This window comes from Pimelobacter simplex, from assembly GCF_900114845.1.
Lineage (GTDB): Bacteria > Actinomycetota > Actinomycetes > Propionibacteriales > Nocardioidaceae > Nocardioides > Nocardioides simplex.
The window spans coordinates 611,387-631,865 of sequence record NZ_FOUK01000002.1; the positions used below are offsets into that span (position 1 = coordinate 611,387).

The following is a 20,479-nucleotide window of genomic DNA, read 5'->3' on the forward strand; positions in this document are numbered from 1 at the left end:
CCTCAGCCCATGTGCGGGTAGCGGTGGTCGGTCGGCGGGACCAGCGTCTCCTTGATCGAGCGCGGCGAGGTCCAGCGCAGCAGGTTGAGCACCGAGCCGGCCTTGTCGTTGGTGCCGGACGCGCGGGCACCACCGAACGGCTGCTGGCCGACGACGGCGCCGGTGGGCTTGTCGTTGACGTAGAAGTTGCCCGCCGCGAAGCGCAGCTCGTTGCTGGCCCAGTCGATGGCGGTGCGGTCGGTGGCGAGGACCGACCCGGTGAGCGCGTAGGGCGCCACCGACTCGGCCTGCTTGACGATCTCCTCGAACGCGCCGGGGCGGCTGTCGTCGTACACGTGGACGACGAGGATGGGCCCGAAGTACTCGGTCGCGAACATCTCGTCGGCCGGGTCCTCGGCGACCACGATGGTCGGGCGCACGAAGTAGCCGACGCTGTCGTCGACCTCGCCGCCGGCGACGATCTGCAGTCCGGAGGTCTCCTTGGCCCGGGCGATCGCGGCCTTGTGCTTGGCGAAGGCCCGCGCGTCGATGACCGCTCCGGTGAAGTTCGCGAAGTCGGTCGGGTCGCCGACGAGCAGCGCGTCGGTCTGGGACGCGAGGTCGGCACCCATCCGGGCCCACAGCGAGGCGGGGACGTAGGCCCGCGAGGCGGCCGAGCACTTCTGGCCGGAGTACTCGAAGGCGCCGCGGATCAGCGCCGTGCGCAGCACGTCGGGGTCGGCCGACGGGTGCGCGATGACGAAGTCCTTGCCGCCGGTCTCGCCGACGAGCCGCGGGTAGCCCCGGTACGACGGCAGGTTCGTGCCGACGGTGTGCCAGAGCTTCTGGAAGGTCGGCGTCGAGCCGGTGAAGTGGATGCCGGCCAGGTCGGGGTGGGCCAGCGCGACCTCGGAGACAGCGAGGCCGTCGCCGGGGAGCATGTTGATGACGCCCGGCGGCATCCCGGCCTCCTCGAGCAGCTCCATCGTCAGCGACGCGGCGAGCTGCTGGGTGGGCGACGGCTTCCAGAGCACGGTGTTGCCCATGAGCGCCGGCGCGGTGGGCAGGTTGCCGGCGATGGCGGTGAAGTTGAACGGGGTGATCGCGTAGACGAAGCCCTCGAGCGGGCGGTGGTCGGTGCGGTTCCAGATGCCGGGGCTGTTGGCGATCGGCTGCTCGCCGAGCACCTGCCGGGCGAAGTGGACGTTGAAGCGCCAGAAGTCGATGAGCTCGCAGGCGGCGTCGATCTCGGCCTGGAACGACGTCTTCGACTGGCCGAGCACCGTGGCCGCGTTGAGCTTCTGGCGCCACGGGCCGGCGAGCAGCTCGGCCGCGCGCAGGATCACGGCAGCGCGCTCGTCGAACGGCAGCGCGCGCCAGCCCGGCGCGGCCTCGCGGGCCGCGGCGATCGCGTTCTTCGCGTCGTCGGCGGTGCTGTTGCGCAGGACGCCGAGCACCTTCTGGTGCGCGTGCGGCTGGACGACGGCGATCTCCTCGCCGCCGCCGGCGACCTTCTCGCCGCCGATGTGCGCGTCGAGCTGGCGCGTCGTCCCGCCGAGGGCGTCGAGCTGGACGACGAGCGCGTCGCGCTCGGCGCTGCCCGGGGCGTAGGTCAGGTTCGGCTCGTTGACGGGGGCCGGCGGGGTGGTGATGGCGTCCATCTCAGGTGTCCTCTCGATCGGGGTGCGGCGGGCGGCGGGTCAGCGGGTCAGCGGCGGGTGAGCGCGCGGAGGAAGAAGGCGACGTTGGCGGGGCGCTCGGCCAGGCGGCGCATGAAGTAGCCGTACCAGTCGGTGCCGTAGGGCAGGTAGACGCGCATCCGGTGGCCGGCGTCGACGATGGTCTGCTCGAGCTGGGGGCTGACGCCGTAGAGCATCTGCACCTCCCACTGCGCGTCGGTGCGGCCGGCCTCGCCGGCGCGCAGCACGGCGCGGTCGAGCATCGCCGGGTCGTGGGTGGCGATCATCGGGTAGGAGTCGGACGTCATCAGCGCGTCGATCGCGAGCTCGTAGGCGCGGTCGACGTCGGCCTTGCGCTGGTGGGCGACCGAGGCGGGCTCGCGGTAGGCGCCCTTGACCAGGCGGATCCGGGCGGCGGAGCCGTCGAGCGCGGTGATGTCGCCGGGGGTGCGGAAGAGGTTGGTCTGCAGCACGTTGCCGACGAACGGGTACGAGCGGCGCAGGTCGGCGCCGATCGCGAGCGTGGAGTCGACCGTGGTGTGGTCCTCCATGTCGAGCGAGACGGTGCAGCCCAGGGCCGCAGCGGCCGCGCAGATCTCGGCGGCGTGCTCGGTGGCGATGGCGGTGCCGTCGGGCAGCGCCTGGCCCATCGCGGAGAGCTTGAGCGAGACGTCGGACCCGGCCGCGCAGCCGGCCTCGGCGAGCGCGTCGAGCAGGCCGAGGTAGGCGTCGCGCATCGCGCGCGCGCCGGCCAGGTCGAGCACGTCCTCGCCGAGCACGTCGATGGTGACGGCGCGTCCGGTGGCGGCCATCCGCTGGGCGGCGGCGACGGCCTCGGCGGTCGTCTCGCCGGGCACGAACCGGTCGACCACGCGCCGGGTGAGCGGGATCGACTCGACGGCGCGCCGGGCCCGCGTGCTGCGGGCCGCGCGGTTGAGGGTCTGGCTGAGCATGCTTCCACGCTAGGAGCGTCCGCGGTCACACGGAACGGACACCTGTCACACACTTTGGCGCCGGACGTGTGACACTTGTCGAGTGACGACGCTGGACGACCTGGTCGAGGACATGGCCCGGCTCACCGACGCGCCCTGCACGCTCGAGGACCCCGCCTTCCGCCTCATCGGCTTCTCCGACCACCGCGGCGACGACGTCGTCGACTGGATCCGGGAGCGCTCCATCCTCGAGCGCCGCTCCAGCGACGACGTGCGCGCGTGGTTCCGGGCGCTGGGCATCGAGGACTCCCCCGGCCCGCTGCGCACCCCGGCCGACACCGGCCTCGGGATCGTCGGCCGGCTCTGCGTGCCCGCACGCCACCTGGGCCGGGTGCACGGCTACTTCTGGCTGATCGACCCCGCAGGCCGCATCGACGAGGCGACCTGGCCCGAGGCGGTCCGGATCGCGGAGTCCGCGGCCCGGCTGCTCGACGTCGCCGAGCGCCGCCAGGCCCACCGCGACGCGCTCTTCCGCGACCTCGTCGAGGGCGGCCGGCTCGCGGCCCGCGCCTCGGCCGTCGACCTCGCCCAGACCGCCGGCCTGGACCTCGACGAGCCGGTCACCTGCGTGCTCGTCGAGCGTCCCGAGCTGCTCGACCAGGTCGCCAGCCGGCCCTCGCGCCCGGGTGTCGTGTGGGTCCGCTCGGCCACCGGCGCGACCGGGGTCGCCGCGGCCGTCGTCCGGGCCGAGCTGGTGGCGGGCACCACCGGGCTCGACGACCTCCTCGCCGCCGTCGGCCTGGGCCGGCGCCTCGACGCGCTCGACCGGGTGACCCGGGCCGCCACCGGGTCCGTGGCCGGCGGCGTCGACCGGATCGCCGCCGCCCACCGCGACGCCCGGGTCGCGCTCCGCGTCGCCCGCACCCGGCCACCCGGCTCGGTCGTGGCCTGGTCCACCCTCGGGCCGCTCGCCCTCCTCGGCGTCGCCCGGGACGACGACCTCGCCGCCGCCGTCCTCGCCCCCGACCTGCGCACCTTCCTCGACGCGGCGCCGCCCGACGTCCTCACCACCCTGCGCACCTGGCTCGACGAGGCGGGGAGCGCCTCCCGCACCGCGACCCGGCTCGCCGTCCACCGGCAGACCGTCTACCACCGGCTGGGCCAGGTCGAGGAGGCCACCGGGCTCGACCTGGCCCGGGGCACGGACCGGCTGCGCCTGCACCTGGCGGTCGAGCTCGCGCCCTTCCTCACCGGCGCCTGACGGCAAACCGGTGGAGCGGGGCCCGCCCGCCGACGTACATTCACGGTGTCGGAACCTCGCGCAGAGGACCCCTGCTCTTCACGCCTTCGTGGCTCACCGGAAATGCGGACGGAATAGGAATCCGACTGGCACCGTGTGACGAAACGAGGAGGTGACGGCGGCCATGACCACTGTGACGCTGCTGAACGCCTCCTACGAGCCGCTGGGCACGGTCACCTTCCAGCACGCCGTGCGGATGCTGTTCCGGGAGGTCGCCACCGTCGAGGAGGCGCACGACGACCGGATGATCGGGCCGCACCCGTGGCCGCGGGTGATCCGGCTGGTGCGCTACGTCGCGGCGAAGTGGATGTACCGGCCGGCGTCGTACTCGCGGACCAACCTGCTCAAGCGGGACCGGCACCGGTGCGCCTACTGCGGACGGCACGCGATGACCATCGACCACCTGCTCCCCCAGAGCCGGGGCGGCACCTGGACCTGGCTCAACACCGTCGCGGCGTGCGGCAGCTGCAACGGCCGCAAGGCCAACCGGACGCCGGCCGAGGCGGGGATGCGGCTGCTGGTCCAGCCCTACGAGCCGACCCGGGCGCAATTGGCCGCGGGCCAGGCCGTCCGGCTCTAGGGTCGGCGGGTGCGCACGACCACCCGCCTCAAGCTCGCCTACACCGCCCTCGCCGCGACCGACACCGCGCTCGCCGGCTCGGCGCGCCCGTGGGCGCACCGGGCGCGGTGGGTCACCAAGCCCCTGCTGCTCCCGGCGCTGGGCGCGGCGCTCGCCACCGACCCGCGGGCCCAGGGCTCGCCGCTGCGCGCGTCGACGCTGGCCGCGCAGGCGGGTGGGTGGGGCGGCGACGTCCTGCTGCTCGGCGCGGGCGAGCGGGCGTTCGCGGCGGGCGCGACGTCGTTCGGGCTGGGCCACGTCGCCTACCTGACGGGCTTCCGGCGCGCCCGCGACCGTCGTGCGCCGTTGCGGGCGGGGCGTCTCGCGCGCAGCTTCGCGGCGACCTGGGCGGCGAGCGGACCCGTCGTCGCCGCGGCGGCCGCGCGCCACGACCGGCGCCTGGGCGCGACCGTGCTCGGCTACTCGGCGCTCCTGTCGGGCATGGCCGCCGCGGCCTCGCACCTCGACCCCGCCCTGCCGCGCGACGCCCGGGTGCTCACCGCTGCCGGCGGCGCGCTCTTCGTCGCCTCGGACGCCGTGCTCGGCGCCCGGACCTTCCTTCTCCCGAGCGCCCCGGCCCGGCTCGAGTCGGTGGTGATGGCGACCTACACGGGCGCCCAGCTGCTGCTCGCCGAGGGCGCGGCCCGGGCCGGCCGGCGCGGCTGAGCCGTCCGGGCAACGTCTGGGATACCAGACACCAACCCGGTCGCGGGCGTTCCGGCAGGTAGCCGGATCGGCTGGAGTGGACGCATGTCCCTGACCGTGCGCCGCGACCGCGACCACCGACGCCAGCCGTGGGCCAACGGCGAGGGCGTGACCGCCGAGATCGCCACCGGACCCGACGGCGCCGACCCGTTCGACTGGCGGGTGAGCCTCGCCGACGTCGAGCGGAGCAGCGACTTCTCGGCGTTCCCCGGCATCGACCGGATCATCACCCTCGTCGACGGCACCGCGATGGAGCTGACCCTTCCCGACCGCACGCACGTGCTCCGCCCGGACGAGCCGTTCGCCTTCGACGGCGGCGTGCCGGTCCGGTGCGCGGTCGACCGGCCGACCCGCGACCTCAACGTGATGACCCGGCGCGGCCGGGCCAGCGCGAGCCTCCAGGTACGACGGGTCCACTCCCACGACGCCGCGCTCCCCCTGGCCGCGGCGGCCCCGCTGGTCGTCGTCGTGCTCAGCGGCTGCGTGCGCGTGTGCGGTTCCTCCGGCGCGACCCTGCGGGCCGGCGACGTGGCGCTGACCGACGAGCCGGTGCTGCTCGCCGGCGACGGCCGGGTGGCGCTGGCGCGGATCGCCTGACGTCCGTCCGGAACTCGGCTGGACACCTGTACCTACTTCTCAGTAGGTAGTGACGACCCTTCACCAAAGCAGGTAGAACATGTTCTGATTCTGCCCCTTGTGATGGAGGTCACATGTCGCACACCCCCCAACCCCGCGGCTCTCGGTTCTCCCGGCGCGGGTTCCTCGCCGGTGCCGGCGCCGCCGCCGGCGTCGCGTCTGTCGGCCTGCCGACGTTCGCCTCACCGGCCCGTGCCGCGAGCATCGGCAACGGCGCCTCGGTGCCCGTGCTCGTCATCGGCACCGGGTACGGCGGCGCGGTGGCCGCGCTCCGCCTGGCCCAGGCCGGCGTCCAGGTCGAGATGATCGAGATGGGCATGTCGTGGGACACCCCCGGCTCCGACGGCAAGATCTTCGCGAAGGTCACCTCGCCCGACAAGCGTGCGTACTGGCTGCGCACCAAGACCAAGGCGCCGGTGAGCAACTTCTTCGGCTTCCCCATCGACGCCACCATCCCCAAGTACACGGGCATCCTCGACGCCGAGGAGTTCGCGGGCATCACCGTCTACCAGGGCCGCGGCGTCGGCGGCGGCTCGCTCGTCAACGGCGGCATGGCAGTCACGCCGAAGCAGTCGCGGTTCAGCTCGATCCTGCCCTCGGTGGACGCGGCGGAGATGTACGCCACCTACTACCCGCGGGCCAACGCCGGCCTGGGGGTCGGCTCGATCGACCCGGCCTGGTTCGAGACCGCCGAGTGCTACAAGTACGCCCGGGTCGGCCGCAAGCACGCCCAGCGCTCCGGCTTCGCGTGGACGTTCGTCCCCGACGTCTACGACTGGAACTACATGAAGGCCGAGCAGGCCGGCACGGTCACCCGCTCGGCGCTCGACGGCCAGGTCATGTACGGCAACGACCACGGCAAGAAGTCGCTCGTGCAGACCTATCTCGCCCAGGCGCTCGCGACCGGGCGGGTCAACGTCTCGACGCTGCACCAGGTGACCGCCGTGGCGCCGAGGAGCGGCGGCGGCTACACCGTGTCGATCGACCAGCTCGACACGTCGGGCAATGTCGTCGGCACCAAGTCGGTCACCGCCGGCAAGGTGTTCTTCGCCGCCGGCAGCGTCGGCACCAGCAAGCTGCTGACCAAGCTCAAGGCGACCGGCTCGCTGCCCGCCCTGAACAACGAGATCGGGAAGGGCTGGGGCGACAACGGCAACGTCATGTGCGGCCGCGCCAACCACATGTGGGACCCGACCGGCTCGCTGCAGTCGACGATCCCCTGCTCGGGCATCGACAACTGGGACGCCGGTGGTGCCTTCGCCGAGGTCGCCCCGCTGCCGACCGGCATCGAGACCTACGCCTCGCTCTACCTGTCGATCACCAACACCACCCGGCGCGCGGAGTTCTCGTGGAACGCCGCCGCCAACAAGGTCGACCTCTCCTGGCAGACCGCCTGGAAGCAGGACTCGATCAACATGGCCAAGACCATCTTCGACAAGATCAACAGCAAGGAGGGGACGATCTACCGGACCGACCTCTTCGGTGCCTACAAGGTCTGGCAGGACGGCCTCACCTACCACCCGCTGGGCGGTGCGGTGCTCAACAAGGCGACCGACAACTACGGCCGGCTGCACGGCTACAACGGGCTCTACGTCATCGACGGCGCGCTGATCCCCGGCAACACGACGGTCAACCCGTTCGTCACGATCACGGCCCTGGCCGAGCGGAACATCGACAACATCCTGGCCAACGACATCTAGGAGCCGCTCAGGCCGGGTGCGACCGGGCCACGGCGACGAGGTCGGCAGCGATGCCGGTCAGCCGCCGCGGCCCGGTCCACACCGCCCGGAGCTCGCGGCCGAGCTCGAGGTCGAGCGGGACCTCCAGCACCGCACCGGACGCGAGCGCGTCGGCGACCGAGAGCCGGCTCAGCACGGCCGGTCCGGCGCCGGCCTGCACCGCCACGCGGACGGCGGCGTTGCTGCCGAGCTCCTGCAGCGCGGCGGCCGGGCGGCCGGTCCGGGCGCGCAGCTCGTCGTCGAGGCGGACCCGGGTGCCCGAGCCGGGCTCGCGGGTCAGCAGCGCCGTCGCGGCCAGCTCGTCGGCGCTTACCCGGCTGCGGCGACGGGTCCACGGGTGGTCCGGGGCGACGACGAGGACGAGCTCGTCGCGCGCGACGACGGCCGTCCGGACGCCGCGCGGGGCACGCGGGCCCTCCACGAAGCCCAGGTCGCAGGCGCCCGAGAGGACGCCGGCGACGACCTCGGCGGTGTTGTGCACCTCGAGCAGCACCGCCGCGTCGGGATGCTGCTGGCGCAGCGCCGCCAGCCAGGCCGGGAGCAGGTGCTCGGCGACGGTCTGGCTCGCGGACACCCGCAGCTCGGTGCCGCCGGCGTGGGCGAGCGCGGCCGTGCCGTCGACGAGGGTCCGCGCGGCCCCGAGGACGTCGCGCGCCCAGTCGACGACGACCAGGCCCGCCGGCGTGAGCCGCGCCCCGGCGGTCGAGCGGGTGAGCAGGCCGACCCCGAGGGCGCGCTCCAGGCGCGCCAGGGAGCGGCTCGCGTTGGGCTGCGCCATGTCGATCGCGCGCGCCCCGGCGCTGACGCTGCCGTGGTCGGCGACCGCGACCAGCAGCTCGAGGGCGGTGAGCTCGGGCCAGTCCTGCATATCCGGAGGATATATCCCCATGCAGGATCGACGTCTACTGCACGGCCCTGCGTCGGGCCACGCTGGATCACGTGACCACAGCCCGCCTCCGCGCCCCCGGTGTCGCCTTCTGCGCGGCACCTGCCCTCCTCGCCTTCGGGCTGGGCCGCCTGGTGCCGGCGGCGAGCCCGCTGCTCGTGGCGATCGCGCTCGGCGTGGTGGCGGCGGCCGTGGTGCCGGCGGACGAGGGGCTGGCCGAGCGCACCGCGCCCGGCATCGCGTTCGCCGCGCGGACCCTGCTGCGCGCGGGCGTCGTCCTGCTGGGGCTGCAGCTGTCGCTGCGCCAGGTCGCCGGCCTCGGGCCCGGGGTGATCGCGCTCGTGCTCGCCGTCGTGGCGTCGGGAGTCGCCGTCACCATGGCGCTCGGCGCCCGGCTCGGCCTCTCCTGGAGCCACCGGCTTCTCATCGGCTGCGGCTTCTCGATCTGCGGCGCCGCCGCGGTCGCCGCCGTCGACGGCGTGGTCGAGGCCGACGAGGACGAGACGGCGTCGGCCGTCGCGCTCGTCGTCGTCTTCGGGACCGCGATGATCGGCGTCATCCCGCTCGTCACCTCGGCCCTCGGCCTCTCCCCCGCCACGGCGGGGATCTGGGCCGGCGCCTCGGTGCACGAGGTCGCCCAGGTCGTCGCCGCGGGCGGTGTCGTCGGCGGCGGCGCGCTGGGCGTCGCGGTCGTGGTCAAGCTCGGCCGGGTGCTCCTCCTTGCCCCTGTCGTCGCCTGGGTCTCGTGGCAGCGCCGGACGACGACCGGGGCGCGCCCCGCGCTGGTCCCCGGCTTCGTGCTCGGCTTCCTCGCGCTGGTGCTGCTGCGCACCTGGGTCGCCCCGCCCGCCTGGGTCCTCGACACCGCCGCGGCCGCGCAGACCGTGCTCCTCGCCGCCGCGATGTTCGCGCTGGGCTGCGGGGTCCGGCTCGGGCGGCTGCGCGCGGCCGGCGCCGCACCCCTCGTCCTGGCGGCGTTCTCGACGCTGTGGGTGGGCGCGCTGGGGCTCGGCGGCGCGCTGCTCGTCGGCGTCGGCTAGGCCGACCCCTACAGCCGCGGGTCGACCGGCTCGGACTCCAGCGCCAGCACCGCGAAGACCGCCGCGTGCACCTGCCACAGCGGCGCTCCGGCGACGAACCCAGTCAGGGCGTCGAGACCGAGACCGTGCTCGCGGAGCGCGAGCTGGCGCTTCTTGCCGAGGCTCCGGTCGCGCAGGACGTCGAGCGCCTCGGTGTAGTCGGGACCGTAGACGATCCGCAGGTACTCCCGCCCGCGGACCTTCAGCCCCGGCTGCACCCGCCGGCCGCGCGCGTCGACGGCGTCGATCGCGTCGGCCGGCTTGACCACCATCCCCTCGCCGCCGGAGGCCGTGAGCTCCTCCCACCACTGCGTGGCGGCGGCGCGGTCGGCGGGCGAGCCGAGGTCGACGTACCGGTGCCGCGTGGGAGTGATCAGCGGGTGGTCGAGGCGACCGAGCTCGGCGAGGTGCCAGGAGTGGGGCTCGGTGACGGCGAGCGCCCGGCCCTCGGCGGCGAGCACCTGGAAGGGCGCGACCGTGACGCCGTCGAGACCCTCAGACGGCCGGCAGTACGACGCGTAGGCAGCGCGGAACGCCGCCGCGTTGCGGGTCCGGGTGGCGGTGCGGGCGGCGAGCGCGGCGACGTCCAGGCCCCGGTCCGCCGCGCGGGCGAGGGCGGCCTCGGCAGCGGGCAGGGCCGCGCCGGCGGCCGCACCGACCGAGGCGTACTGGTCGCGGATCAGCGCGCCGGCCTTGGCCGACCACGGCAGCAGCTCGCAGTCGAGCGCCAGCCAGTCGGTGTCGAGCGAGGCGAAGAGCGGCGCGACGGCCTCCCGCAGCCGGTCGACGAGCGCGCCCGCGCGGTCGCCGGCGAAGAACGGCCGCCCGGTGCGGGTGTACACCGTGCCCGTCGTCCCGTCGGCGACGCCGAAGCGTCGCTCGGCGACGGCCGCATCCCGCGCCACGACGGCGATCGCGCGCGATCCCATGTGCTTCTCCTCGCACACGACCCGCTCGACGCCCCAGCCGGCGTACTCGTCGAAGGCCTGCTCGGGGTGCTCGAGGCAGCCCTCGCGACGCGACGTCGCGGCCGGCGACATCGTCGGCGGCAGGTAGACCAGCCAGCGCGGGTCGACCGCGAACCGGCTCATCACCTCGAGCGCCGCGGCCGCGTTCTCCTCGGGGATCTTGACCTTGCCCGCGTGGGGACTGTCGATCCAGCGGGTGCCGGTGACGTCGTCGAGGCGCAGCACGGACGGCTCGCGGTCGGCGTCCGGGGAGGCCGGGGCGAGCGGGCGGACCGGCTCGTACCACTGCTGCTCGGCCTCGACCGCGACGACCTCGCGCTCGGGATAGCGCAGCGCCGTCAGCTCGCCGCCGAACACGACCCCGGTGTCGAGGCAGATCGTGTTGTTGACCCACTCCGCCCGCGGCACCGGCGTGTGGCCGTAGACGACCATCGCCCGGCCGCGGTACTCGTCGGCCCACGGGTAGCGCACCGGCAGGCCGAGCTCGTCGGTCTCGCCGGTGGTGTCGCCGTAGAGCGCGAACGCGCGGACCCGGCCCGACGACCGGCCGTGGTAGGCCTCCTTGAGGCCGGCGTGCGCGACGACGAGCCGGCCGTCGTCGAGCACGTAGTGGCTGATGAGGCCGTCCATGAACGCCAGCGCCCGGGCCCGGAAGTCCTCCGGCTCGGCCTCCAGCTGGGCCAGCGACTCGGCCAGGCCGTGCGCCACCTTGACGTTCGCGCCCTTGAGCGCGCGCACCAGCTTGGCCTCGTGGTTGCCCGCGACGCAGAGCGCGGTGCCGGCCTCAACCATCCCCATCACCAACCGGAGCACGCCGGGCGTGTCCGGCCCGCGGTCGACGAGGTCGCCGACGAAGACCGCCTGCCGGCCTTCGGGGTGCCGGGCCCCGACGACCTGCGCGCCGTCGTGCTCCAGCTCCCACCCGAGCTCGGTGAGCAGCGTGCGCAGCTCGGACGCGCAGCCGTGCACGTCGCCGATCAGGTCGAAGGGACCGGTCAGCGTGCGCCGGTCGTTCCACGACGGCTCGCGGACCACCGTCGCGGCGGCGATCTCGTCGACCCCGCGCAGCACGTGCACGCGGCGGAAGCCCTCCTTGCGGAGCCGGCCCAGCGACCGGCGCAGGTCGCGCGCCTGGCGCTTCACGACGTGGTCGCCGAAGTCGCGGTCGGCGCGGCCGCGGTTGCGCTCGACGGCGAGGCTCTCTGGGACGTCGAGGACGATCGCGTCGACGAGGACGTCGTGGCTGCGGGCCAGCCGGACCAGCTCCTCCCGCGCGGACTGCTGGACGTTGGTCGCGTCGACCACCGTCAGCAGACCGCGGCGCAGCCGGGTGCCGGCGATGTAGTGCAGCACGTCGAAGGCGTCCGGCGTCGCGTCCTGGTCGTTCTCGTCGTCGGCGACGAGCCCGCGGCAGAAGTCGCTGGAGACGACCTCGGTCGCCTTGAAGTGCTCGCGCGCGAACGTCGACTTGCCGCTGCCCGAGACGCCGACCAGCACGACGAGGCCCAGCTCGGGCAGGTTCAGCGTCGTCATCGGCTCGCTCCGTCGGTGCTCGTGCGGGTCAGGATCGCCATCTGGGTGGGCGTCCCGACCTCCGGGTCGTCGTCACCGACGCCGCGGAGCTCGACCGTGTAGCCGTACGCCGCCCCCACCCGCTCGGCCCAGGCGCGGAGCTCGGCGCGGTCCCACTCGAAGCGGTGGTCGGGGTGGCGCATCCCGCGCAGACCCTCGTAGCGCACGTTGTACTCGCGGTTGGGCGTGGTCACCACGAGCACCCCGGGACGGGCGCTGCCGAGCACCACCCGCTCCAGCGCGTCGAGGCGCGGCGGGTCGACGTGCTCGATCACCTCCATGAGCACGGCCACGTCGTAGCCGGCGAGCCGCGGGTCGTCGTACGTCAGGGCGCTCTGGAAGAGCGTCAGCCGCTCCTGCTGGCGCTCGGTCATCCGGTCGACGTGGAGCCGCCGGGCCGCGCCCTGCAGCGACCGGGCGGAGACGTCGCAGCCGGCCACCCGGGCGATCCCCTCGGTCGCCAGGAGCCGCTCGACCAGCCGGCCCGGCCCGCAGCCCAGGTCGATGACCGAGCGCGGCCGGATCTCCGCGAGCAGCGCGAGGACGGCCTCGTGCCGCCGGGTGTTGAGCGGGACGCGCACCTCCTCGACGTCCGCCGGCTCGGTCTCGGCGCCGGCCGGCTCGAGGACGTCGTCGACCTCCGCCAGCCGCTCGAGCGCCACGCCGACCAGGCGACCGCGGCGTCCGAGGTAGCGGCGGACGACGAGCTCGCGGTCGGGGTGCTCGGCCAGCCAGCCCGCGCCCGAGCGCAGCAGCTTGTCGACCTCGTCGGGCCCCTGCCAGTAGTGCTTCGACTCGTCGAGCACCGGCAGCAGCACGTGCAGCTGGCTCAACGCGTCGGCCAGCCGCACCGTGCCGGTCAGCGTGAGGTCGAGGTAGCGGGAGTCGCCCCACTCGGGGAACCCCGCGTCGAGCGGCACCGGCTCGGCCGCGACCGTCCAGCCCAGCGGCTCGAACAGCCGCCGCGCGATCGGCACACCGCCGCGGCACGGCAGCGCCGGGATCGCCAGCTCGAGCGGGATCGCGGTGTCCGCGAGCTCGGGACGCGCCACGCAGCGCCCACTGCGCGCCGTGCTGAAGACGTCGGCCAGCGCCACCCCGAACAGCGAGGAGGCCGCGTAGGAGCGGTCGTTGACGTACTGCCCGAGGCTGAAGTCCGGCGTCCCCTTGCCGTGCTTGCCCTTGCCCGAGCGCCGCGCGAGCCGCACCGGGTCGACCTCGAGCAGCAGGGCCGCCGTGCAGCGCTCGTCGCTCGCCTCGGGGTAGAAGACCGTCGCGGTGCCGAACGACTGGCTGAACTCCTGGACCCGGTCGGGGTGCTTGTGCAGCAGGAAGCCCAGGTCCGTCGCGGGGCGGTGGGTGGTCGAGATCGTCAGCAGCACCGGGCCATCCTGCCTGGTGGGCGCGCGCGGTTCACCCGGTTTGCGGCGTCACCCGCCGGCCCGGCCGGCCAGCCCCACCAGCACGAACGCCCCGGTCGCCGCGAGCGTCCGCACGCTGTGCCAGACCAGCCACGGCGTCTCGAACGCCTGGCGCGAGCCGCCGGCGGCGAGCGCGTCGTTGAGGGGCACGTTCGCGGCGACGGTGATGACGAGCGCGGCGAGGGCGCACACCGCGGCGGCGATCGCGAGCGGACCGCGCTCCCACAGCAGCAGGACGCCCGCGAGCAGCGGGGCGCCGAGGAAGAGCAGCACGAAGGCCGGGTTCACGATGACCTCGTTGATCCGGTTCATCACCCGCGCGAAGACGTCGTCGGGCAGGCCGTGCAGGGCCGGCATGACGGCGAGCAGGAAGGCGGCGTACACGCCGGCGAGCAGGCCGTTGAGCAGCCGGGCGCCGTAGAGGATCGATTCGTCCATGGCCCCAGCCTGGTGGCGCGGGTGAGCGTCAGGAATGCTTGTCACGCGCATCGGCATGTGTGATCGTCTCACCATGACCGCGATCGATGCGCTGCTCGACGGCCCCCGCGCCCAGCGGGCGTTCCTGCTCAAGGCGGTCTTCGCCGGCGCGTGGGCGATCGGGGTCGAGGACGAGGCGCCGCTCAGCGTCGTCGTCGTGGCCCGCGGTCGCACCGCGTTCACGGGGGACGACGGCGTCGCCCACGACCTCGGGCCCGGGGACGCCGTGCTGGCGCGCGGCCCGGCGCCGTACTCCTTCGCGGACCGGGCCGGGCGGCCCGTCGGCATCCGGGTCCTGCCCGGCCAGGTCTGCGTCGACCCGGAGGGGCAGGTGCTGCCGGACGAGATGCTCACCGGGGTCCGGACCTGGGGCAACACCCGCGAGCACGACCGGGACGACGCCACGGTCCTGCTGATCGGCACCTACGAGCACGCGACCTCGGTCGGCGCGCTGCTGCTCTCGCGACTGCCCCCGAGCGCCGTGCTCCACGGCTTCGACCCGGTCCTCACGGCGCTGCTCGCCACCGAGCTCGAGGGTGCGGACGCCGGCCAGTCCGTCGTCCTCGACCGGCTCCTCGACCTCGTCCTCGTCAAGGCGGTCCGCACGCTGCTCGCCGACGGGCCCGCCCTCCCGGCCGACGCCGCCGTCGCGCGCACCCTCGCCGCGATCGAGGCACATCCCGAGCTGCCCTGGACGGTCGCCTCCCTCGGCGCCCACGTCGGTCTCTCCCGCGCCGCCCTCGCGCGCCGTTTCGGGCGCAGCGTCGGCGAGCCACCGCTGACCTACCTCACCCGCTGGCGCCTGGCACTGGCCGCCGACCTGCTCGCCGGTACCGACCTGCCGCTCGCCGCGGTCGCCGGGCGGGTCGGCTACGCGAGCCCGTTCGCGCTGAGTGCCGCCTTCAAGCGGGCGCACGGCGTCGCGCCGGCGACCTACCGGCTGGGGCTGGCCGGCTGACGCCGCCCGGGCCGCTGGAGCGCCGCCGGAGCCCGGCGGCGGCGCTCCTCCAACCGGGCTGCAACCGGGGCCCAGCGGCCCGGGCCACTGTCGGACATCCACCGCACGACGCCGGATGGCCGACCGAAAGGCACCCCCATGCACCCCGTCCCACCTCCGCGGCGACGGCTGCGCCGCGCGCTCGCGCTCGGCCTCCTCCTCGCCCTGCCCGGGGCGCTGCTGCCGGTGAGCCTGCCGCTCCTCGCCGCACCGGCGCAGGCACAGGCAGCGCCGGACGCGGCCACGCCGCCCGGCACCCTCGTGTTCGTCAAGAACCACGACGTGTGGATCTCCCGGGGCGACGGCTCGGCCGCGCGCCGGGTCACCACCGGCGGCGCGGCCGGGAACCCGTGGCGCTCGCCGACGCAGTCCGGCACGGGCGTGGTCGTCGCGACCCGCGGACCGCTGCTCTACCGGATGGACCAGTGGGGCAACGTCCTCAACGTCATCGACCCGCCGGCCCTCGTCAACACCGCGGGCCAGCCGATGGACGGCACCGTCGCCGAGGCCGCGATCTCCCCCGACGGCAGCCGGATCGCCTACACCTACACGCAGTACACCTGCCCGGTCGGCGTCGGCTGCGCGTGGCGCTCGGTGACCGGCTACACCGACGCGACCACGACGAGCCCGCCCGCGAAGTACGGCACCACGCCGTTCGAGCACCCGTCGTGGGTGACCGGCGGACGGACGCTCGTCACCGGCGGCTACCTCTCCCAGCTGAACCTGCACGACCTCGGCCACGGCGAGGCGGTCCACTGGTTCGACGACTCCGAGCTCTACGCGAACGACACCGACCTCGGCAACGGCGAGGTGTCCCCGGACGGCCGGCTGCTCGCCGCGGTCCGCGGGTACGGCGACAGCCAGCAGATCATCTGGTACGCCGTCAACGGCGACGCCCGCACGGGCCGGCCGACGCTGCCGACGCCGCTGTGCTGGACCGAGACCGGCTCCGGCATCACGAACCCCACATGGGCACCCGACGGGAGCGCACTGGCGATCGAGCAGCCCCAGGGCATCGAGATCGCCCGCGACATCCAGGGATGCACCTCCATCACGCTCGCCATCCCCGGCGGCTCGCAGCCGTCGTGGTCGCGCGCCGCGCTGTCGACCCAGCGTCCCGCGGCGAAGCGGATCACCGCGACCGCGAGGCCGAAGGTCAGCGGCAAGGCCAGGCCCGGCCGCCGGCTGGCGGTGAGCACCGGCGGGTGGACGCCGGCCCCGGCGACGTACGCCTACCAGTGGTACCGCAACAACCGCCCGGTCCCCGGCGCGCGGAGCCGCACGTACCGCGTCGTGAAGGCCGACCGGGGCAAGCGGCTGAGCGTCCGCGTCACCGCGAGCCGCCCCGGCTACACCCCGGCCTCGGCCACCACCGCGCCGCTGAAGGTGCGGCGCTGACCCGCACCACCACCCCTGCCACCCCTGCCTTGCCCGCCGCGAACCGCGGGGGCACCCGCTCTCACGAAGGAGTCACCCCGATGACCGACCAGATCCTGCTGCCCGGCCAGGCCGCCGCCCCGGACGGACCTGCCGACATGACGATGATGTACGTCCTGCACCACGCGTTCCGCCGCGACCTGCGCGACTTCCGCGCCGCTGCCGTGAGGGCCGCCGCCGACGACCAGCCGGCGTGGGGCCGACTGGCCGATCGGTGGCGGCTCTTCACCTCCGAGCTGCACACGCACCACACCAAGGAGGACGAGATCCTCTGGCCGCTGCTCGCCGGGCACGCCCGGGCCGCGGCCGACCTCGGCAGCCTCCGGACGCTGGAGCAGATGGAGGAGGAGCACGACGTGCTCGACCCGCTGCTCACCTCGTGCGACGCCGGGTTCACGGCGCTGTCGCGGCGCGCGGACCGGGACGTGCGGGACGACCTGCTCGACGACCTCGCCGACCTGGACGCCGCGCTCGACCAGCACCTGGGCCACGAGGAGTCCGCGGCGGTGCCGATCCTGCAGCGCTACGTCGCCGGCGACGAGTGGGAGGTCATCGAGCGCGACAAGTTCCGCGGACGCCCGTCGGTCGGCCATGCCCGCCGGTTCCTGCCGTGGATCTTCAAGGGCCTCGACGAGGCCGCGGCGGCCCGGGTGCTCGCCATCGGCGGGCCCGGGATGCGGCTGCTGCTGGCCACGGCGCGGCGCGGCTTCGAGCGCCGCGAGTCAGAGGTCTTCGGCTGAGCCCGGACCGGTCAGGACCGGTCCTGACCAGTCAGGACCGGTCAGGACGCCGGGAGCCGGAGCTCGACCCTGCTGCCGAGCCCGGCACTCGCCGTCCCCAGCCGGAGGACGGCGCCGAGCTCCTCGGCGCGCTCGCGCATCGAGCGCAGCCCGATGCCCTCGACCTTGTCCGCGGGCAGGCCGACCCCGTCGTCGGAGACGACGAAGAGGGTGTCGCCGTCGGCCCGCCGGCGCAGGTGCACCTCGCACCGGCTGGCCTGCGCGTGCCGGCTGACGTTGAGCAGGGCCTCGCTCGCCATCTGGTAGACGGCGACCTGCACCGGCGGCTCCAGCTCGACGTCCGGGGCGACCGTGACCTGCACGCTGAGGTCGTCGCCGGTGAAGCGCTCGGCGAGCGCGGTGAGCGCCGTCGTGAGGTCGCCGTCCTCGAGGGCCAGGGGGACGAGCGAGCGGCTCAGCCGGCGCACCTCCTCGCCCTGCTGGGCCAGCTCGCGCTCGAGCATGTCGAGCATCTCCTCGGCGGCCTCCGGGTCCCGCTCGCGCAGGCCCCGGGCGGCGACCAGGCCGAGCCGGATGCCGGCCAGGGCCGGGCCGAGGCCGTCGTGCAGGTCGCGGCGCAGCATCCGCCGCTCCTCGTGCCGGACGCCGGCCATCCGGCGCCGGGCGGTGGTCAGGGCGTCGACCGACTGGATCAGGTCGAGGGTCATGCCGACCAGGCCGGCCACCTCGGTCAGCATCCGGGTGGTGCGCTGGTCGAGCCGCTCCCCCGGCCGCGGCCGGGCGACCAGGACGCCGACGTCGCGCCCGCGGCTCGTCAGCGTCAGCACCAGGTCGTCGGCGGTGACCGCGGCCGGGTCGAGACCGGCGTCGCCGGGAGCCGCCGTCACGATGTGGACGTCGGCCAGCCGGAGGCTGCGGCACAGACCCGCGGCGAGGCTGTCGACGTCGAACTCGTCCTGGCCCTCGACGCTCGACAGCAGCCGGGCCGGGTCGGCACCGGTGCCGTAGACGAGGCGGTCGACCCGGCGCTGCACGAGGCGGCGCAGCGGCGTCGAGCCGAGGCCGACGAGACCGACGGCGAGCGCGAGCGTGACGTCGGACTGGCCGGGCAGCAGCTGGGCGGTGACGGCGATGAGCACCAGGTAGGCCAGCGCGATCGCCACCGTCATCACCGCCCAGACGACGCCGCGGTTGATCCGGGTGTCGACGCCCCACATCTGCTGGCCGAGCACCAGCACGAGCAGCGCGGCCGGCAGGAACAGCTGGGCCACCAGCAGGAGGCTCCCGCTCAGCTCGGCCGCCGGCCCCATCCAGTCGTCGGCCAGCGGCAGCAGGAAGGCGATCAGGGCCACGACCATCGCCGCGTGCCCGGCAAGGAGCCAGGACAGCCCGCGCCGCTCGGCGGCGGGAGTGCGCCGCACGCGCACGAGCAGCCAGACCAGCACCAGGACGCCGAGCAGGGCGACCGAGCGGTCGGGCCACAGGCCCCACGAGCGGATCATCGACTGCCACCACGCGACGTCGAAGCCGAACGGGTTGGGCGGAAGCCCCGGCACGACCACGGTCAGGCTCGGCACGACCGAGGCCACGATGGCGCCGCCCGCGACGACGAGCGCCGGCCAGCGCCGGCGCACCCCGGGCACGACGAGCAGCGGGATGACGGCCACCGTCGCGTAGACGCCCGGCACCCAGGCCCAGTAGGGCAGGTAGACGGCGAGGTCCTGCGCCGGCCAGTCGCCGTCGAGCGCGACGTAGCCGGTGGTGAGACCGGAGGCGCCGCAGCCGAGCGCGGTCAGCGCCAGCAGCCAGACCACCGGGTGCCGGGCCCGGGGCAGCATCATCAGCACCACCGCGCCGTAGACCGCGGCGGTCACGACGTCCATGACCCAGTCGGCCACGTTGGGGGGCTGGGCGCCGGTCACGGCGAGCGCGACGATCGCGCCGGCGGCCAGCAGCCACGACGCGAGCGCGATCAGCCAGGCGACGACGGCCCAGCCGGTCGAGCCCGTCCAGCCGGCGCGGCGCGCGGTCACGGCCGGGCCAGGCGCGAGCGGGCGGCGCGCGCCACCGCCGAGCCGATGATGAGCTCGCCGCGGGCGACGCCGCGGATGGCGCGCTGCACGTCGTCGGCCTCCGCCGACTTGAGCAGGTAGCCGGCCGCACCGGCCTCGAGCGCCCGCGCGACGTGGTCGTCGTCCTCGTGCATGGTCATCACGAGGACCTTGAGGTCGGGGTGCGCGCGCAGCAGGTCGCGGGTGAGCTCGATGCCCGACTCGCCGCCGAGGTCGAGGTCCATGAGGACGACGTCGACACCGCGCGCCACCAGCTCGCGCGCGCCCGCGGCGTCGCCGGCGGCGCCGACGAGGTCGAGCCCGTCGAGCGAGCCGAGCAGCCCGGTCATGCCCATCCGGAACATCGGGTGGTCGTCGACGACGGCGACCCGGCACCTGTCCGCGGGGCGGCCGGTGCCCCCCGTCCCGGCGGGCACCTCGCCCGCGAGGCGCTGCTGGAGGATCGCGGTCTCGAGGACGCCGACGGCGGGACTCGCGTCGACGCCGAGGTCGTCGCGCAGGGTGTCGCGCAGCCGGCGCAGCGCGGTGAGCGCGTCGACCTGCCGGTCGGCGCGCACCAGGGCCGCGGCGTGGAGCAGCCAGAGCCGCTCGCGGTGCGGGTGCGCGGCGGTCTCGCTGCCGAGCCGGCGCGCGGCCTCGGCGGACCCGCCCTCGTGCATCCGGATCAGCTCCCGCAGCTCGACGGCGGCCGTGCGCACCTCGCGCAGCCGGTGGCGCTCGGCGGCGAGCGCCGGGGCGTCGCCGAGCTCGACGTAGGGCTCGCCGCGCCAGGCCGCGAGCGCCTCGTCGAGCGCGGCCGCGACCTCGGCGAGGGTGGCGGCACCGGGAGCGTCGGCGAGCGTCCAGGGTTGCTGCGGGTCGGTCCGCAGCGTCGCCGCGGCGGTGTCGACGGCGGCCTCGAGGAGCCCGGCGTCGATGGCGTCGGCGGGCAGCCGCAGGGCGTAGCCCAGCGACGAGGTCTGGATGACCGTGCCGGCGCCCCGCGGTGCCCGCTGCGGCTCCAGCACCTTGCGCAGGCCGGCGACGTAGCCCTGCACGGTGACGACGTGGCTGGCCGGCGGCTCGTCGCCCCACAGCGCCTCGACGAGGCTGTCGAGGCTGACCGGCCGGCCGCGGTGGAGCGCGAGCGCCGCCAGCACCTGGCGCGGCTTGGGCGCGCCGAGGTCGAGGACCCGGCCGTCGACCTCGACCTCGACCGGGCCGAGCACACGCACTCTCACCCGCGAAAGGCTAGCCATCTG

At 74.9% G+C, this 20,479-nt stretch carries 17 protein-coding genes; 9 read left to right on the forward strand and 8 right to left on the reverse strand.

What is annotated here, in order from left to right:
• Nucleotides 1-2 precede the first annotated feature (2 nt).
• Together pruA and BM223_RS10525 are read right to left on the reverse strand one after the other, a co-directional pair.
• Entirely contained in the window at nucleotides 3-1,640 is a 1,638-nt protein-coding gene (pruA, locus tag BM223_RS10520) for an L-glutamate gamma-semialdehyde dehydrogenase (RefSeq protein ID WP_038677917.1), read from the reverse strand.
• A gap of 47 nt (nucleotides 1,641-1,687) precedes the next feature.
• Nucleotides 1,688-2,611: a proline dehydrogenase family protein gene (locus tag BM223_RS10525; RefSeq protein ID WP_038677916.1), complete on the reverse strand. Its 924-nt coding sequence runs from the start codon at nucleotides 2,609-2,611 to the stop codon at nucleotides 1,688-1,690.
• Between the two features lie 82 nt (nucleotides 2,612-2,693).
• On the opposite strand from BM223_RS10525, the gene BM223_RS10530 reads away from it, so the two are divergent.
• The 5 genes from BM223_RS10530 (at nucleotide 2,694) to BM223_RS10550 (ending at nucleotide 7,550) form a co-directional block, all read left to right on the forward strand.
• The gene (locus tag BM223_RS10530; protein WP_038677915.1) at nucleotides 2,694-3,851 is read left to right on the forward strand and encodes a PucR family transcriptional regulator; all 1,158 of its coding nucleotides are present in this window, start codon (nucleotides 2,694-2,696) and stop codon (nucleotides 3,849-3,851) included.
• A 163-nt stretch (nucleotides 3,852-4,014) separates the two neighbouring features.
• The gene (locus BM223_RS10535; protein WP_038677914.1) at nucleotides 4,015-4,470 is read left to right on the forward strand and encodes an HNH endonuclease; all 456 of its coding nucleotides are present in this window, start codon (nucleotides 4,015-4,017) and stop codon (nucleotides 4,468-4,470) included.
• 9 nt (nucleotides 4,471-4,479) lie between these two features.
• Nucleotides 4,480-5,175 (forward strand): lysoplasmalogenase, encoded by a 696-nt coding sequence (locus BM223_RS10540; protein WP_038677913.1) that lies wholly within the window; start codon nucleotides 4,480-4,482, stop codon nucleotides 5,173-5,175.
• An 84-nt stretch (nucleotides 5,176-5,259) separates the two neighbouring features.
• Nucleotides 5,260-5,811 (forward strand): HutD/Ves family protein, encoded by a 552-nt coding sequence (locus BM223_RS10545; RefSeq protein ID WP_052138421.1) that lies wholly within the window; start codon nucleotides 5,260-5,262, stop codon nucleotides 5,809-5,811.
• Between the two features lie 113 nt (nucleotides 5,812-5,924).
• Entirely contained in the window at nucleotides 5,925-7,550 is a 1,626-nt protein-coding gene (locus BM223_RS10550; RefSeq protein ID WP_052138420.1) for a GMC oxidoreductase, read from the forward strand.
• 7 nt (nucleotides 7,551-7,557) lie between these two features.
• Here the strand turns inward: BM223_RS10550 and BM223_RS10555 are convergent, their stop codons facing one another.
• Complete coding sequence (locus BM223_RS10555; protein WP_038677912.1) at nucleotides 7,558-8,457, reverse strand: LysR family transcriptional regulator; 900 nt, start codon at nucleotides 8,455-8,457, stop codon at nucleotides 7,558-7,560.
• 71 nt (nucleotides 8,458-8,528) lie between these two features.
• On the opposite strand from BM223_RS10555, the gene BM223_RS10560 reads away from it, so the two are divergent.
• Nucleotides 8,529-9,515, forward strand: a complete 987-nt coding sequence (locus tag BM223_RS10560; protein WP_235319224.1) for a YeiH family protein — start codon at nucleotides 8,529-8,531, stop codon at nucleotides 9,513-9,515.
• A gap of 8 nt (nucleotides 9,516-9,523) precedes the next feature.
• Here BM223_RS10560 and BM223_RS10565 read toward each other — a convergent pair whose 3' ends face one another.
• Genes BM223_RS10565 through BM223_RS10575 form a run of 3 tightly spaced genes read right to left on the reverse strand, consistent with a single transcriptional unit; the run spans nucleotide 9,524 to nucleotide 13,953 of the window.
• A complete protein-coding gene (locus BM223_RS10565; protein WP_038677910.1) occupies nucleotides 9,524-12,055 on the reverse strand; it encodes a polynucleotide kinase-phosphatase in 2,532 nt (843 codons plus the stop codon).
• Nucleotides 12,052-13,476 carry a 3' terminal RNA ribose 2'-O-methyltransferase Hen1 gene (locus BM223_RS10570; protein ID WP_038677909.1) on the reverse strand — a complete coding sequence of 475 codons (1,425 nt, stop codon included), beginning with the start codon at nucleotides 13,474-13,476 and terminating at the stop codon, nucleotides 12,052-12,054. The genes BM223_RS10565 and BM223_RS10570 overlap by 4 nt, the downstream gene beginning before the upstream one ends.
• A 48-nt stretch (nucleotides 13,477-13,524) precedes the next feature.
• Entirely contained in the window at nucleotides 13,525-13,953 is a 429-nt protein-coding gene (locus BM223_RS10575; protein ID WP_038677908.1) for an anthrone oxygenase family protein, read from the reverse strand.
• A 73-nt stretch (nucleotides 13,954-14,026) separates the two neighbouring features.
• On the opposite strand from BM223_RS10575, the gene BM223_RS29730 reads away from it, so the two are divergent.
• The 3 genes from BM223_RS29730 to BM223_RS28910 all read left to right on the forward strand — a co-directional run bounded on the left by BM223_RS29730 (nucleotide 14,027) and on the right by BM223_RS28910 (nucleotide 17,166).
• On the forward strand, nucleotides 14,027-14,950 hold the full coding sequence (locus tag BM223_RS29730; RefSeq protein ID WP_038677907.1) for a helix-turn-helix transcriptional regulator: 924 nt from the start codon (nucleotides 14,027-14,029) through the stop codon (nucleotides 14,948-14,950).
• A 138-nt stretch (nucleotides 14,951-15,088) separates the two neighbouring features.
• Nucleotides 15,089-16,387, forward strand: a complete 1,299-nt coding sequence (locus tag BM223_RS28330; RefSeq protein WP_038677906.1) for a WD40 repeat domain-containing protein — start codon at nucleotides 15,089-15,091, stop codon at nucleotides 16,385-16,387.
• Nucleotides 16,388-16,467: 80 nt separating this feature from the next.
• Nucleotides 16,468-17,166, forward strand: a complete 699-nt coding sequence (locus BM223_RS28910) for a hemerythrin domain-containing protein (RefSeq protein WP_052138418.1) — start codon at nucleotides 16,468-16,470, stop codon at nucleotides 17,164-17,166.
• A 41-nt stretch (nucleotides 17,167-17,207) separates the two neighbouring features.
• Here the strand turns inward: BM223_RS28910 and BM223_RS10595 are convergent, their stop codons facing one another.
• Together BM223_RS10595 and BM223_RS10600 are read right to left on the reverse strand one after the other, a co-directional pair.
• Nucleotides 17,208-19,199: a sensor histidine kinase gene (locus BM223_RS10595; RefSeq protein ID WP_038677905.1), complete on the reverse strand. Its 1,992-nt coding sequence runs from the start codon at nucleotides 19,197-19,199 to the stop codon at nucleotides 17,208-17,210.
• Nucleotides 19,196-20,458, reverse strand: coding sequence for a BTAD domain-containing putative transcriptional regulator (locus BM223_RS10600; RefSeq protein WP_158510190.1), 1,263 nt, complete (start codon nucleotides 20,456-20,458; stop codon nucleotides 19,196-19,198). Before BM223_RS10600 ends, BM223_RS10595 begins: the two co-directional genes overlap by 4 nt.
• Between the last annotated feature and the right edge of the window lie 21 nt (nucleotides 20,459-20,479).